16 protein-coding genes are annotated in these 14,175 nt (G+C 66.4%); 4 read left to right on the top strand and 12 right to left on the bottom strand.

The annotated features are described in order from the left end of the window. Nucleotide 1: 1 nt before the first annotated feature. From Cocul_RS00910 to Cocul_RS00890, 5 genes are all read right to left on the bottom strand, one after another. On the bottom strand, nt 2-685 hold the full coding sequence (locus tag Cocul_RS00910; RefSeq protein WP_055121439.1) for a histidine phosphatase family protein: 684 nt from the start codon (nt 683-685) through the stop codon (nt 2-4). A gap of 4 nt (nt 686-689) precedes the next feature. Continuing rightward, nucleotides 690-1,157 (bottom strand): ribosome silencing factor, encoded by a 468-nt coding sequence (gene rsfS, locus Cocul_RS00905; protein WP_055121438.1) that lies wholly within the window; start codon nt 1,155-1,157, stop codon nt 690-692. Nucleotides 1,158-1,318: 161 nt separating this feature from the next. Continuing rightward, nucleotides 1,319-1,930 carry a nicotinate-nucleotide adenylyltransferase gene (nadD, locus tag Cocul_RS00900; RefSeq protein WP_055121437.1) on the bottom strand — a complete coding sequence of 204 codons (612 nt, stop codon included), beginning with the start codon at nt 1,928-1,930 and terminating at the stop codon, nt 1,319-1,321. A gap of 54 nt (nt 1,931-1,984) precedes the next feature. Next, nucleotides 1,985-3,709 (bottom strand): hypothetical protein, encoded by a 1,725-nt coding sequence (locus Cocul_RS12575; protein WP_245622059.1) that lies wholly within the window; start codon nt 3,707-3,709, stop codon nt 1,985-1,987. 86 nt (nt 3,710-3,795) lie between these two features. After that, the gene (locus tag Cocul_RS00890) at nt 3,796-4,791 is read right to left on the bottom strand and encodes a hypothetical protein (protein ID WP_150114287.1); all 996 of its coding nucleotides are present in this window, start codon (nt 4,789-4,791) and stop codon (nt 3,796-3,798) included. A gap of 111 nt (nt 4,792-4,902) precedes the next feature. Here Cocul_RS00890 and Cocul_RS00885 point away from each other — a divergent pair, with 111 nt between their 5' ends. Together Cocul_RS00885 and Cocul_RS00880 are read left to right on the top strand one after the other, a co-directional pair. Then, nucleotides 4,903-5,322: a hypothetical protein gene (locus Cocul_RS00885; protein WP_055121434.1), complete on the top strand. Its 420-nt coding sequence runs from the start codon at nt 4,903-4,905 to the stop codon at nt 5,320-5,322. Nucleotides 5,323-5,373: 51 nt separating this feature from the next. Further along, nucleotides 5,374-6,420 carry an asparaginase gene (locus Cocul_RS00880; RefSeq protein WP_082422097.1) on the top strand — a complete coding sequence of 349 codons (1,047 nt, stop codon included), beginning with the start codon at nt 5,374-5,376 and terminating at the stop codon, nt 6,418-6,420. Here the strand turns inward: Cocul_RS00880 and Cocul_RS00875 are convergent. From Cocul_RS00875 to obgE, 5 genes are read right to left on the bottom strand one after another with little or no spacing between them, the layout of a single operon-like run. Beyond that, complete coding sequence (locus Cocul_RS00875) at nt 6,417-7,682, bottom strand: glutamate-5-semialdehyde dehydrogenase (protein WP_055121433.1); 1,266 nt, start codon at nt 7,680-7,682, stop codon at nt 6,417-6,419. The two genes, Cocul_RS00880 and Cocul_RS00875, sit on opposite strands and share 4 nt — an antisense overlap. Before the next feature lie 26 nt (nt 7,683-7,708). Beyond that, nucleotides 7,709-8,740: a hypothetical protein gene (locus tag Cocul_RS00870; protein WP_055121432.1), complete on the bottom strand. Its 1,032-nt coding sequence runs from the start codon at nt 8,738-8,740 to the stop codon at nt 7,709-7,711. Continuing rightward, complete coding sequence (locus Cocul_RS00865) at nt 8,737-9,696, bottom strand: D-isomer specific 2-hydroxyacid dehydrogenase family protein (RefSeq protein ID WP_055121431.1); 960 nt, start codon at nt 9,694-9,696, stop codon at nt 8,737-8,739. The genes Cocul_RS00870 and Cocul_RS00865 overlap by 4 nt, the downstream gene beginning before the upstream one ends. 24 nt (nt 9,697-9,720) lie before the next feature. Further along, nucleotides 9,721-10,824, bottom strand: coding sequence for a glutamate 5-kinase (gene proB, locus Cocul_RS00860; protein ID WP_055121987.1), 1,104 nt, complete (start codon nt 10,822-10,824; stop codon nt 9,721-9,723). Between the two features lie 44 nt (nt 10,825-10,868). Next, the gene (obgE, locus tag Cocul_RS00855) at nt 10,869-12,392 is read right to left on the bottom strand and encodes a GTPase ObgE (protein ID WP_055121430.1); all 1,524 of its coding nucleotides are present in this window, start codon (nt 12,390-12,392) and stop codon (nt 10,869-10,871) included. Nucleotides 12,393-12,625: 233 nt separating this feature from the next. Here obgE and Cocul_RS00850 point away from each other — a divergent pair, with 233 nt between their 5' ends. Continuing rightward, nucleotides 12,626-12,916, top strand: a complete 291-nt coding sequence (locus Cocul_RS00850; RefSeq protein WP_055121429.1) for a hypothetical protein — start codon at nt 12,626-12,628, stop codon at nt 12,914-12,916. A 9-nt stretch (nt 12,917-12,925) separates the two neighbouring features. After that, nucleotides 12,926-13,474: an ATP-binding cassette domain-containing protein gene (locus Cocul_RS12980; RefSeq protein ID WP_082422096.1), complete on the top strand. Its 549-nt coding sequence runs from the start codon at nt 12,926-12,928 to the stop codon at nt 13,472-13,474. On the opposite strand, the gene rpmA is transcribed toward Cocul_RS12980, so the two are convergent. Continuing rightward, nucleotides 13,410-13,685: a 50S ribosomal protein L27 gene (rpmA, locus tag Cocul_RS00845; protein WP_055121428.1), complete on the bottom strand. Its 276-nt coding sequence runs from the start codon at nt 13,683-13,685 to the stop codon at nt 13,410-13,412. The genes Cocul_RS12980 and rpmA overlap by 65 nt on opposite strands. Before the next feature lie 30 nt (nt 13,686-13,715). Further along, nucleotides 13,716-14,021, bottom strand: coding sequence for a 50S ribosomal protein L21 (gene rplU, locus Cocul_RS00840; protein ID WP_055121427.1), 306 nt, complete (start codon nt 14,019-14,021; stop codon nt 13,716-13,718). Between the last annotated feature and the right edge of the window lie 154 nt (nt 14,022-14,175).

Genomic DNA, 14,175 nt, shown 5'->3' with positions numbered 1-14,175 from the left:
GCTAAGCCCCCATGTTCCAGGCGTCGAGGTACCACTGCGCCTGGGCCACCGTGTCTGCCTCGAAGCGAGGCAGCGAACCCGGATCGAGGGCGTCGGTGCTGCCGGGGCGAAACCGTGGGCGGGCGGTGAGTTGCGCCCAGTGAGCGTTACTCAGGCCGGAGAGCAGGGGGTATTGGGCGTCGTGAAGCCCCAGCAGCGAGCCCGTGAGCGCGGAGATCGTGCCGCCGTGGGCAACAATCAGCACGGCGGCGTCGTCCCAATCCGGGTAGTCCGCCATGAGTTCCTCGACCACGGGTCGTGCCCGGCGCGCTACCTCCAGGCGGGACTCGCCGCCGGGTGGGGCCCAGGAGGCGTCGTGCCGCCACACCGCGCGGGCTCCGGGGTGTGCGCCATCGACCTCCTGGTGGGTCTTGCCCTGCCACTGGCCCAGATTCGTCTCGCGTAGTCGAGCATCGGTGCTCACCAGCAGGCCCAGACGATCCCCAATGATCTGCGCCGTGCGAGCGGCGCGCTCCAGGTCGGAGGCCACGATGCGGGCGATGCCGCGCCCGGCTAGCAGGCGCGCGGCTTCTTGCGCCTGGGCCACCCCGGCGTCGGAAAGCGCGGTGTCGAGTTGGCCCTGCATGCGCCGGGTGGCGTTATACACCGTCTGCCCGTGCCGGGCCATGATGAGGCGTCGCGTCATGGGGTCAGTATTCGTCCTCGCCGGGGGCCTGCGCCGCCAGCGGAATGTCCTCGATGGATTGCACCTGGCGCAGATCCACCTCCTCGGCCCACTCGCCGGGGCGCTGCGGGGTATCCAGGCCCTCGACCTCGATCAGCGGGCAATCGCGGTACAGGCGATCCAGTCCGTAGAACTCGCGCTCCGGCTCGCGCTGCACGTGCACCACCAGGGAGCCGTAATCCAGGAGTACCCAGTGGTTTTCCCGGTGCCCCTCGCGGCGCAGCGGTTCGCGCTTTTCCTTCGTGAGGGCGTCCTCCACCTCTTCCACGATGGAACGCACCTGGCGTTCGTTATCGGCCGAGGCGATCACAAAAACATCGCTGATGGCCCTGACGTCGGAGACGTCGATGACAGCGATGTTGCTGGCCTGCTTTTCCTCCGCCACGCGGGCCGCGATGCCGGCCAGGTGGCGGGATTGTTCAGATACAGTCACGCAAGTCCTTCGTTGCTCGTATCAGGGGATACATACTGGCCCTATCATTCCACGACATGCAGGTCACAGGCCAATGCTGGGGCAAAGCCGCGAGCCGGGTATGAAGCGAGCCGGACGCGAACGCAGGGTGCGCGGCGCATAAGCGCCTAGCCTCGACAGCCTCAACCCGCATAGAGCCCGTTCTGCTCGATGTACCGCGCCACGGCCTCGGGCACCAGGTACCGCACGGGGCGGCCCGCCCGGCAGCGGCGGCGGCATTGGGTGGAGGAAATATCCAGGGCCGGTGCCTGCACCAGGGTGATCCGCTCACCGTATTCCGGGGGCAGATCGCCGCGCGTTAATTCATACCCGGGGCGCGTGACCCCAATAAACTGCGCGAGCGATAATGCCTCCTCCCATTCCCGCCACGAGGTGATGCCGGATAAGGCGTCCGCCCCGGTGATAAAGAACAGTTCCGCCTGCGGGAATTGCGCGCTCAGATCGCGCAGAGTGTCAACAGTATAGGTGGCACCGGCGCGCTCGATGTCTATTCTGCTCACGGAAAATCGCTCGTCCTCGGCCGTGGCCAGGGCGGTCATGAGGTAGCGATCCTCCGCCGCCGAAACCCCCTTGCCCGCCTTCTGCCAGGGCTGGCCGGTGGGCACAAAGATCACCTCGTCCAGCCCGCACTGGTCGGCGGCCTCGCTCGCCGCCACCAGGTGACCATGATGGATGGGATCGAACGTCCCGCCCATCACGCCCATGCGGGTTGCGGTCGCCTCACGGTTGTTCATGGCTTCAGGATTCTACTGCTTATCGACGCCCCGGTGGCCCCGCGCCAAGCATCATCACCCCTCCGCGTGCTCCAGGCGAGCCACCTCGCTGAGCAACGGCACGGCCATGTTTTCCACCGGGGAGTTCCACACCTCCATCGTCTGCGGGGTGACCTTCAGATACACCTGGTGGTAGCGCTCACCTTCCAGATAGCCGGACAGGAACTGCGCCAGGGCGGGGTTGCTCTGCGCCTCCTCCGCCGCCTGGGCCCGCGTTTCCTCCGGCACCTCCAGGGCCGCCAGGTAATTGCGCGGTACCCCCTGTGCCAGGCCCGCCGGGCGGGAGCCAAACTCCCCCTCCACCGGGAGGGTGCGCATGGAGAACGGGGTGCCCAGGCGGCCGTCGATGGTGTGCAGCACAAAGCGGTAATCACGCCCGCCCACGGTGAGCGTGACGTCACGCTTGGGCGAGGCATAGGCAAACTCGGAGACGTTCATGGTCACGCCGGGGGTGAGTTCCCCGCGATAGGAAAAGGGCGAGGGGGCGGCCAGGGTTTCGGCGCTGCGATCCTGTAAGGAGTTGTCCAATTCGGTTCCCTCAAGGGGCATTCCGGTGGGAATAAATTCCCATTGGCTCGCGGTTAATTCCTTGCGCCAGAATCCCGTGGTGCCCTCTGCATTCACACCTTCCACGCGCAATTCTCGGTTATTCGATCCCGGAGCGGTGGAATGTATGGACAGGCGGTTGGTGATGCGCCCGGGAATCTTGGGCTGGTGGTGCCAATCGTCGGCCGGCAGGCCGATGGGGGCGGTGGATTCGTCGATGCGGTGCTGGGCGGCGTCGTTCGCTGCGGGGCGTTCGTCCTCGCCCCAGCCGTAGCGGAATTGCGCGGGATCAGAGCCATTGATGTCAAAGTCCGAGAGGCGAGTGTACATGTCACCGTACTTATTGGTGATAAAAATGACCGACCCGGAGGCGGACATGGCCTCCGCCTGGAACCGGGAGTTCCACGGCGTGCCTACCTCGTAGGAGTAATCGCGCGCGAGCCAGGGGTCAAGGGAATAGATGCGCGAGCCGTCCTCGTTGAGTGCCACCACCTGCGTGACCTTGGCCAGAGACACCGGCTGCTGCTTGCCGTCCGGGGTGTCATACACCCGATCCGTGTGGGTGCCGATGAGGCTCAGCGCCCACCTTCCCGGCTGCGTGGTGGGCGATTGCAGTCCCTTGCCCAGCCACACCGGCCCGCCCCAGGCCCTGATCCAGCCCCAGCGTTCCGGGCTGGATTGGAGGTTGGAGAGGGTGTAGATCCAGCCGTCTCCGTCGAGGGCCACCAGGGCGTCATCGTTGAGCGAGATACCCACGATCTCCCCGCGCAGGCAGTCCGGGGTGGGCAGATCGCGCCACTGCTGCTCCCCGGTGCGGCGCACAAAGAGTTCTCCCCCGCGGAGAACCGCCTCGATCTGTCCATTAAACCCCTGGGTGTTATCCCGCAGGTCCACCCTGGGTGGGAGGTCCTGCTGCCGCGCGCTCACCGGCAGATCCTCGTACCCCTTGGCTCCGTAATCCGGCGGGACGAGCCCCAGGGGGAATTGCCCGTTGCCCTTGAGCAGATCGCCCAGGTAGGGCACGCATTCCCTGGGGCCGGAGGAGGGCGGGATCACCGGCTGCGGGGAGTCTGCGGGAGCAGCCTGGGCCGTCGGCACGCCCGCGGATATTCCCGCACACAGCAGGGCGAGGGCGGAGAGGGTGGTGGCAGCGGCGCGCGCCGCTCGAAAGCGATTATTTGGTATAGAAAGCACGGGCATTCCTTTCTTTTTTTAGCCCATATTCAGCTATTGAGTCAGCATAGCCCCTTGCTTCCCACCGGGAAAGGCGCCCTTACCTTTTACTCCTCGCGTTCTCCTCCACCCTCACGCAGCGCCCGCGTTTCCTCCACCCATCGGGCAAAGGAATCCGCCAGGGCCTCCTCCGCCGCCGTGGCTTGTTCCGGGTGGGCAGCGGCGTTGAGGAAATACAGCGCGTGCGCGCCGCCGCCCCCGGACAGCGCCTTGGTGGCGGACTCCCACCCCGCATCGCACACGAAGTCATCGCGCAGGCAATAATTCAGGCGGTGCTGCTCGTCCACGGCGGAGAGGGTCCGAGAGTTCAACGGCGCAAGCCCCAGCAGGCCCACCCCGTGTTTAGGTTCCCCCACCAAGGAGGGATCACCCCAGGCCAGCAGGGGGTTACCGATGTAGAGGGTTCCCGCCAGCCGCCCCTGCACGGACTCCTGTATATCCCGCTCCCGGGCGGAAAGCAGCATGGCCCCCTGGGAATAGCCAAAGAACACGTAATGCGGTTGGCAGCCCGATTCCGCCTCATAATCCCGGATCACGTTATCCACGCTCAGCGTGCCGTGCACCAGGGAATCAAGAAAGCCGCGCACGGCGTTGCCCGCGATCTCCTGCGCGGGAGTCTCGCGCAGGAGTTGCCCCACGCGCCGCAGGGTTTCCAGCGCCGTCATCTCCTCCCCTACCTCCGCGATCCGGGGCACGTGGAGGGAGGCCGGGTACACGGAAGCATCCAGCGGCAGCACCTGCACGTCCCGCATGAGCGATTCCCCGGTGCGTTCCCGGTACCGCTGCTCGGAGAACTGGAAGAAGGCCCGGATATTTTCCTCCTCATACCCGTTGGACTCCCAGGGCGCCTCCGGGCTGTAGCGCGTGGGCTCCAGGTTCTCATTCTGCTCCGAGCCGCGCGCCGCGATCACCGTCACCGCCGGGCATCGGGCCGGTGCCTCCGGCGCGGCATGGGCAGTGCTTACCGACGCCGCCATGGAGCCGCACACCGCCAGCGCAACCAGCAACGAGGAACATACTCGGGGAATAGTCCGGGAACCCATGCCCTTCATCGTAAACACTCAGCGCGGTATCCGTGTTCTTGGTTCTTGACAGCCGCATCCCCCAGAATACTAGCCCCTGCGCACAATACATAATCAAGGTGGTAAGAGAAGATGTTTGGCTATAGCCCGGAATACATCGACAAAGAACTCGACTCTATCCGCCACGGCCCGATCACCCGAACCAAACAACGCGCCTATATCATCGCCGTGTGGTCCGGGTGGGGCGGCGGGCACAACTACTTCCTCGGCCAGCACGTTCGGGGACTTGCCCGCAGCGTCCTGCTCATGCTGACGCTCGACGCCGCCTTTCGGCTCCACTCCCCTTGGTTAGTACTCCTATATATCCTGCTCATCGTGGCGCTCACCTTCCTTAGCATCTTCGTCATCGCCCGCAGCGATCCAGATGCCCACCCCTATCACACCAAGACAGATCCATTCTTCTATTGCTGGGTGGCCTTTTTTATCTGGAACGTACTGTGGGGGTGGAATTACTGGAAGGTTCCCACGCACAGCCGAGAAAAAGAAGAATAGGTGCCGCCAACCTCACAGTTTCCCCGGCCCACCGCGCCATATACTCGAATTATGAGACTGCTGATCCGCACGATGGTGGCGCTGCTCGCCACCCTCGGCTTGCTTAGCGCCTGCTCCGCCTCCGACCGCAGCGCCACCAATGCCCCCACGGAAACCTCCGCGACCGCCGCCCGCGACCTCCACGGCCGCGTGGTGGTGCTCACCACCGGCGGCACCATCGCCAGCACCGCCGACTCCTCCGGCGCCCTCGTACCCACCCTCACCGGGGAGCAACTGCTCGACACGGTGCGCGACCGCTTCGGCCCCGACCTGGATCTTCAGGTGCGCCCGGTAGCGCAGCTCGATTCCTCCGCCATGACGCTGAGCGATACGGACACCATTCTCTCCGCCATTCACACGGCGATGAGCGACCCCGAGGTCACCGGCGTGGTGGTCACCCACGGCACGGATTCCATGGAGGAGACCGCCGATGCCTTCCGCCCCGATTCCCGGCCCATCGTCCTCACCGGCGCCATGAAGCCCGCTGACGATCCCCAACCCGACGGCCCCGATAACCTCGCCCAGGCCATCGCCCTGGCGGCGGATAAGAACACCCCCGAGGGGGCGTTCATCGCCTTCGGCGGCTCCACCTTCCCGGCGCGCGGCACGTACAAGGCCCACACCACCGAGGTGGATGGTTTTGCCAACAACGCCCCTGCGGATAGCCCCCGCCCCGCGGCCCTGCCGCTGAGTCCGCTGGGCGACACCTCCGTGGAGACCATCGCCGCGTACCCCGGCGCGCCCCGCGCACTCATCGACGCCGCCGTGGAGCGCGGCGCGCGCGGCCTGGTGATCGAGGGCATGGGCGCGGGCAACGTGGGCGGGGATCTCGCCGCCGCCATTGATGACGCCCTCGATCTAGGCGTGGCGGTGGTGATGAGCACCCGCGTGCCCACCGGCAGCACCGAGGCCGCCTACGGCGGCGCGGGAGGAGGGGCCACCCTGCGCGAACGCGGCGTGATTAGTTCCGGCTACTTCCGCTCCGCACAGGCGCGAATGCTGCTGGCCGCCGCGCTGGCCACGGGCACCGATCCCGCGGTGCTCTTCGGCCAAGGTTAGGGCCGCACCTGCCCGGTGCCCTCCAGGATCCACTTGGTGCTGGTGAGTTCCGGCAGGGCCATCGGCCCGCGCGCGTGGAGCTTCTGGGTGGAGATGCCGATCTCCGCGCCCATGCCATACACCTCGCCGTCGGTAAAGGCGGTGGAGGCGTTGACCATCACGGCCGCCGAGTCCACCTCTCGGGCGAAGCGCTGCGCGGTGGCGTGGTTGCGGGTGGCAATCGCCTCGGTGTGCCCGGAGGACCACCGGGCGATGTGCGCGATGGCCCCGTCCACGCCGTCCACCACTGCGGCGGCGATGTCCATGCTCAGGTACTCCTCACCCCAATCGGCCTCCGTGGCCGGTTCCACGCCTAAGAGCTGCTCGGGGTCGCCGTGCACGGTGACCCCCGCCTCCTGGAAGGCCTCAACCACGCGCTGACGCTCGGCGGCGGGCAGGGCGGCGTCGATAAGCACCGTTTCCGTGGCGTTACACACGGAGGGGCGGCGCGTCTTGCCGTTGAGTGCCATCGTGATCGCGGATTCGAGGTCTGCCTCGCCGTCGATGTAGAAGTGGCAGTTGCCACTGCCCGTTTCGATGGTGGGAACGGTGGCCCCGGTGACCACGGCCTGGATCAGGCGGGCGGAGCCGCGCGGGATGACCACGTCCACCAGGCCGCGCGCGGTGATGAGGTCCTGGACAGAATCGTGCGTCTCGCAGGGAAGCAGCTGCACGGCCTCCTGCGGGAGGTCATGCGCCCGCAGCACCTCCTGCAATACCTCTACCAGGGCGGCATTGGAGTTGCGGGCGGACTTGGAGCCGCGCAGCAGCGCCACATTGCCGGACTTGAGCGCCAGACCAAAGGCGTCCACGGTGACGTTGGGCCGGGCCTCGTACACCATGCCCATCACGCCCAGGGGCACGCGCACCTGGCGCATCTGAATGCCGTTGGGCATGGTGCTGCCGCGCACCACCTGCCCCACGGGGTCCGGCAGGGCCGCCACCTGGCGCAACCCCCCGGCGATGCCCTCGATCCGGGTGGCGTCCAGGCGCAGCCGATCCACCAGGGAATCCGCCATGCCGGCGTCCTGCCCGGCCTGCACGTCGCGCTCGTTGGCCTGGAGAATCTTCTCCGTGTTCTCCGCGAGCGCCTGGGCCGCGGCGTGAAGAACCTTGTTCTTCTGCCCGGAGGTCAGCCGAGCAACCCGCGGGGCGGCCGCCTTGGCGGCCCGTGCCTTGGCGAGGACCTCTGCGCGTTCTGACTCACGAGTATGAGATTCCATGCCCCGCCAGTGTACGCGAGGTCACGCTACTTCTCTTCCGGTTTCCCCTCCGGCTCCGTCGCCCCCGTCCCGGGGGACTCCGCCGGTGTCTCCGCCTCCCCGCTGCGCCACCGCTGGCGGGTGCGCCTGGCCGTGCGCGCACGGCGCAGCGAGATCACCCCCACCACCAGGCCCAGGAGCAGGGGGAACCAAATCTTCTCGTGTTCCACCACCACCTTGATCCAGTCCGGCACCGTCACCGAGGGAAAGGAAATATCGGGCCAGGGAATATCCGGCCACGGGATACTCGGCAGCGAGATGCTCGGCCACGAGATAGAGGGCAGAGAAATATCGGGCCGGGGCACATCGATCGAGAAATCCGGGAGGAGGCTCACCAACCAGGAAATCAGCCGGGAGACGAGCGGCCCCAGGACTAACACGCCCACCGCCCACCCGGCCTTGCTCATGCCGCCGAGCAGCGGGTACACCAGGCGCTTCCACGGCGATTCCTCCATCGCCCGGTAATACTCCTGCGCGCGGGAGCCCTCGGGGGGAATGATGTCCACGGTGCCGCCGTGGGCGTCCTGCACGTAGATGGACTTCACCCACCGATCCCCTCGCCCCGTGTCCACCACCAGGCGCGGGTGGGAGGGGCTAGTGATGGCGATCGTATAGCTGTCCGCCTCCAGCTTCTCCGCGGCCTCCATATCCAGGGGTGCCTTGCGCTCGTCGAGCCGCTCGTAGCGGGCCACCACCGCGCCCTCGCGGGTCACCAGCATGGCGGGTACGCCCGTGCCCACCGCGATCAGGGCCTTCAGCAGGCGGGCGCTCTTCCCCTCGGCTTCCTTCGCCTCCACCAATTCCGCTGCCTGGGTTATCCGGTCGGCTCCCTCGGACTCCGTTCCTTCTGCCTCCTCCGCCTCGTCCGGCTCCTTCGCCGCCGGGAACCCCGGATCCATCGCCCGCAGTTGCTCCGCGGAACCCACGTGCACCTGTATCCGCCCCAGCTCCGGGTGCTCTATCCCCCAGGTCTCCACCTTCCCCGGCTTCGGTTGATCCTCCTCGGGTGCCCCGCTCATATCGCCTCCTCATGGCATCTCCTACGGGAATACGCGTAGTACCCCGCCTCGGGGTCAAACTCCGTCTCCATGCGCTCCCCCGCCGCGAATAGCTCCGCGTTGCGCACCGCCAGCGCGCCCAGGCGCTTCTTCATAATCGGAATGGTGTTGGTGGTGTGCGGGGTAATCAGGCAGTTCTCCAATCCCCACAGCGGGTGCCCGTCCGGCAGGGGTTCGGGCTCCATCACGTCCAGCCCGGCCCCGGCGATGACCCCCTCGCGCAGGGCGTCCACGAGGTCATCGGTGTTCACCAGCCCGCCGCGTCCGGCGTTGATGAGGAGGGCCGTCTGCTTCATGTGCCCCAGCACGTCCGCGTCCACTAGGCCCCGCGTCTCCTCCGTCAGGGGAGCCAACAGCACCACAAAGTCCGCCCTGCCCCACAGTTCCGGCTCGCTGCGCACCTGTTCCATCGGGTATGTTTCCCGCGCACCGGGGACGGCCCGGCCGGATTTATTCACCGCGATCACCTCGCAGCCAAAGGGTTCAAGCAGCTCCATCAGCCGCAGTCCGATGCCCCCGGCCCCCACGATCATCACGGTTTTATCCTCGTAGAGGAACTGGGATTCGTACTGAATCTTCTTGGCCACGTCCCACGAGGCCCGGGCGGTGACCAGCTTGTACATGTGCGCAGCCCCCAGCATAAGCCCCAGGGTTCCCTCCGCTACGGAGTCCGAGTAGAGTCCCGCCGCGTTGGCCCAGCGCACCCGATCGCTCAAGAGGCCGGCCTCGCGCAGACCGTCCACCCCAGCGGTGGCGGTTTGTACATACTTCACCCCAGCGGGAAGATCGGGGAAATCCGGGCCGTCACCGTTGAATACCACAAACTCCGCTTCCTCCAGGCTCGCCTGCTCATGCCCTGCCGACTCCAGCGCGGAGACCACGGCGGGCCAGGCCTTGGGCAGCATGGCAAAACGCATGGTGCTTCCTCCTTATGCAAGTAATTAGTGCCGCGCCGCAAAATAGGAAAGATAGTCCGTGTGCACCACGGCCCGGCGCTGCTCCTCGGCCAATTCCGAGGTCTTTTTTCCCTTCATTCCCTGCAAGTCCGCCGCCGAATAGCCCACCTCGCCGCGGCCCACCACCTCGTCGTCCTCGTCCACGATGTCCACGATCTGCCCGGCCTCAAAGTCACCCAGCACCTCGGTGATCCCCACCGCCAGCAGGGACGTCCCCCCGGAGCGCACGGCCTGGGCCGCCCCGGCGTCGATACGCAGCTTCCCCGCGATGTCCGCCGCGTACAGCGCCCAGAACTTCCACGCGGACAGGCGGTTGTCCTTGGGGTAGAACACCGTGCCCACGTCCGCCGTGTCCAGCGCCCTGCTTATCGACGCCGCCGAGGTCATCAGCACCGGCACCCCGCCGCGCGCGGCCAGGCGCGCCGCCGAGATCTTCGAGGCCATGCCCCCCGTGCCCACGGCCCCGCCATCACCGGCGGAAACGCCGCGCAGATCCTCATCGCCGCGTACCTCGGGGATAAACCGCGCTCCCGGTTCTTGGGGGTTGCGGTCGTAGAGGCCATCGACGTCGGAAAGCAGCACCAGGGCGTCCGCCCACACCAGGTGCGCCACCAGCGCGGAGAGGCGATCATTATCGCCAAAGTGGAACTCCGAGGTGGCCACCGTGTCATTCTCGTTGATGATGGGCACCGTGCCCATCTGACGCAGCCGATCAATGGTGCGCTGGGCGTTGCGGGCGCGGTCGCGCACGCCGGTGTCCCCGGCGGTGAGCAGCACCTGCGCCACCGTCCTGTTGTAGCGGGCAAAGGACTTGCCCCATTCATGGGCCAGTTCCACCTGGCCCACCGCCGCCGCGGCCTGCTTGGTGGCCAGATCCGTGGGGCGTTGCTTGAGCCCCAGCGGCCCCATGCCAGCGGCCACCGCGCCGGAGGACACCACGATCACGTCCGTGCCGCGCCCCATGCGCGCCGTGAGCGCATCCACGATCTCATCGAGCCGGAACGTGTCCACGGTGTGGGCCTCATTGGTGAGGGAAGAAGACCCGATCTTGACTACGATCCGCTTTGCGTGAGCAAGATATTGTCTCATGCTCACTACATGGTACACACCCGGTGCGCGTCCGGCCGTGCTTCTTAGCCCTGCCAGCGCTCCCGATCCGAGGGGCCCTCGTCCTCGTAGTGGTACTCGTCAATGAGTCCGCGGCGGGCCTGCGAGGCGCGCTTGCGCTCCGCCGCGGAGGCTCGCTGGGAGCGCGCCAGGCGCGGATCGGTGCCGCGCGCCGTCATCACCATCTCATCGCCAGCGGTGGTCAACGGCTCCCACTCAAAGCTCACCTCCCCGATGGTCACGGTGGCCCCCTCCTGGGCCCCCGCCTTGAACAGGGCCTCCTCCACCCCGGCGCGCGCCAGGCGATCCGCCAGGTAGCCCACGGCCTCATCGTTGTCAAAGTCCGTCTGGGCGATCCAGCGCTCCGGCTTACGCCCGCGCACCAGGTAGGCCCCCGGCTCCTCGGGATCGGACAGCACCTCGAAGTCCCGCCCGGCCTTGGCGTTGCGGCCACCGGCATCCACCGCGCGCGGACGGATAATCGTGTTCTCCTGCCTCTTCTCCTTGGGGCGGCGCTTGCGGTCCTCCTCCACGATCTCCAGGAGCGCGTACTTCAGCGGCTCCAGGCCCCGGCGCGCCACGGCGGAGATAATAAAAACGGGCCACCCAAAGCGCTCCTCCAGCTCCGGTTTGACGAACTCCGCGAGTTCCTCCGCCTCCGGCACGTCCGCCTTGTTCAGCACGATGATGCGGGGGCGCTCGCGCAGATCGCCCAGGCCCGTATCCTGATCCAGGGCGGACTGGTAAGCCGCCAGCTCGTTTTCCAGAGCCTCAATATCGGAGACCGGATCGCGCCCGGATTCCAGGGTCGCGGTGTCCACCACGTGCACCAGCACCGCCGTGCGCTCAATGTGGCGCAGAAAGTCCAGGCCCAAGCCCTTGCCCTCGCTCGCCCCCGGAATCAGGCCGGGAACATCGGCCATGGTCAAGGTCTGGTTGCTCACGTTGACCACCCCGAGGTTGGGTTGCAGGGTGGTAAAAGGATAATCCCCGATCTTCGGGCGGGCGGCGGACAGCACCGAGATCAGCGAGGATTTCCCCGCCGAGGGGAAACCCACCAGGCCCACGTCCGCCACGGACTTCAATTCCAGGATCAGATCCCGTTCCTCCCCCGGCTCGCCCTTCAGCGCAAAACCAGGGGCCTTGCGGTTGCGGCTGGCCAGGGCGGCGTTACCCAGTCCGCCGTAGCCTCCGGTGGCCGCGATGAAGCGCGAGCCCGGCACCGTGAGATCGGCCAGGGGTTCGCCGTCCTCCGCAAGCACCACTGTGCCCACCGGTACCTGGAGCACCAGGTCCTCCCCCCGCGCGCCGTTGCGGTGATCGCCCGCGCCGTTGGCGCCGCGCTTGGCCTTCAGGTGCGGGTGAAAGTGGAAATCCAGGAGGGTATGCACCTGAGTGGACACCTCCAGCACGATGTCCCCGCCGTGGCCGCCGTTGCCGCCATCGGGCCCACCGAGCGGCTTGAACTTTTCCCGGTGCACCGAGGCGGCACCGTGGCCGCCATCGCCGGCGCAGCAGTGCAAAACCACACGGTCAATGAAGCGAGCCATAGCAGCAATACCCCTTGTTATCTGTGCGCGATCTGAGCACTCCGATGCTACCACCCTGGATACCCCACCCAAGGACACCTTAAGTACCTTGCGCGCGCCTTAACGCAACCTGCCCTTACTTCCTCCGCCAGTAGCATCCCCTGACAATCCCGCCACTGGCCTTGCCTGCCCACTTCTTCGCCCCTAGCGTGGGGGCCGCACTGATCGCTTCCATCTCAAGAAAGGTACTTCGCATGAAGAAGATGACGCGCCTCTTTGCCTCCGCCACCGCCGCGGCCGCCCTGACCGGCGGGGCCCTGGCCACCACCGCCCTGGCGGCGGAGGACACGGCCACCGCCTCCGAGACCACCACGACTTCCGAGGCCACCAAGCCCTCCGCCCAGGAGCAGGCCGATCTCACCGGCAAGCGCCTGGACAACGCCAAGAAGGGCGTGGAGACCGCCAAGGGAATCACCGATACCCTCGGCGGCCTGAAGGATCTCACCTTCGGCGGCGCTTCCGAGGAGGCCGACGCCGAGGCATAGGCCCTCTCCCTGCATAACGCGCCCCGCCCGTGGTTTTCCGCAGGCGGGGCGCGTTATAGTGTCCGATCATGGTGTGGTAAATCCTCTTCTCCTCCCGCCGAGGATCGCACCAGCCTTATCGGAGAGAACGGCGCGGGAAAGTCCACCCTGCTGCGGATACTCGCCGGAGACCTCACCCCTCATACCGGGAGAATCACCGGCACCGCCACCCACATCAGCCTGCCATCCGGCGGACAGCGGGCCCGATTGAGCCTGGCATGGCTGCTGCTGAGCGCGCCGGAGTTATTGCTTCTCGACGAACCCACCAATCACCTCTCCTTGCGCCTGGTAGAGGAACTGGAGGCGGCGTTATGGGATTTTCCCGGCGCCGTGGTGCTGGCCTCCCATGATCGTCGGCTGCGGCGGCGCTGGAAGGGCGAGGCCTCCTCCTGCGGGCATGACAAAACCCCACCATTTCCTGCGGAAAACGGTGGGGCTTTGCTTCAGGAAAAACTTAGGCGGAAGCAGCCACCGGCTGCTCGGCCTCCACGATGTTCACCATGCGGCGGTTGCGCTTGATGGAGAACTTCACGGAGCCTTCCTTGAGGGCGAAGAGCGTGTCATCGCCGCCACGGCCGACGTTCTCGCCCGGGTGGAACTTGGTGCCGCGCTGGCGCACCAGGATCTCACCGGCGTTCACCTTCTGGCCGCCAAAACGCTTCACGCCGAGGCGCTTGGCATTTGAATCGCGACCGTTACTAGAGCTAGATGCACCCTTCTTGTGTGCCATGTGGGTTTGCCTCCCTCGCTAAAAGCTAAATTACTTGACGCCAGTGACCTTGAGGACGGTCAGCTTCTGACGGTGACCCTGACGAACCTTGTAGCCCGTCTTGTTCTTGTACTTCAAAATCTTGATCTTCGGGCCCTTGGTGTGCTCCACGATCTCCGCGGAGACGTTGACACCCTCAAGCTCGGAAGCGGTGGACTTAATATCGGCGCCATCGACGAGCAGAACCGGGGTGAGAGCCACGGACGAACCCGGCTCACCCTCGATCTTCTCGACCTTGACGAGGTCACCTTCGGCAACCTTGTACTGCTTTCCGCCGGTCTTGACGATCGCGTACATCGGAGGGCTACCCCTTATCTGGTATCTCGGCTCAGACCCGAGCGGGCCTGACATGGACAGGTACTCAATTGCTTCGGAGCGCTGACATCACACAGACAGGTGGAACTCGCCCCAAAACAGCGACTGCCAAAGGTTACCCTGCCGCAGCCGCCGA

It is taken from the genome of Corynebacterium oculi (assembly GCF_001412105.1).
Lineage (GTDB): Bacteria > Actinomycetota > Actinomycetes > Mycobacteriales > Mycobacteriaceae > Corynebacterium > Corynebacterium oculi.
This window is presented reverse-complemented; position numbering and strand designations above follow the sequence as displayed.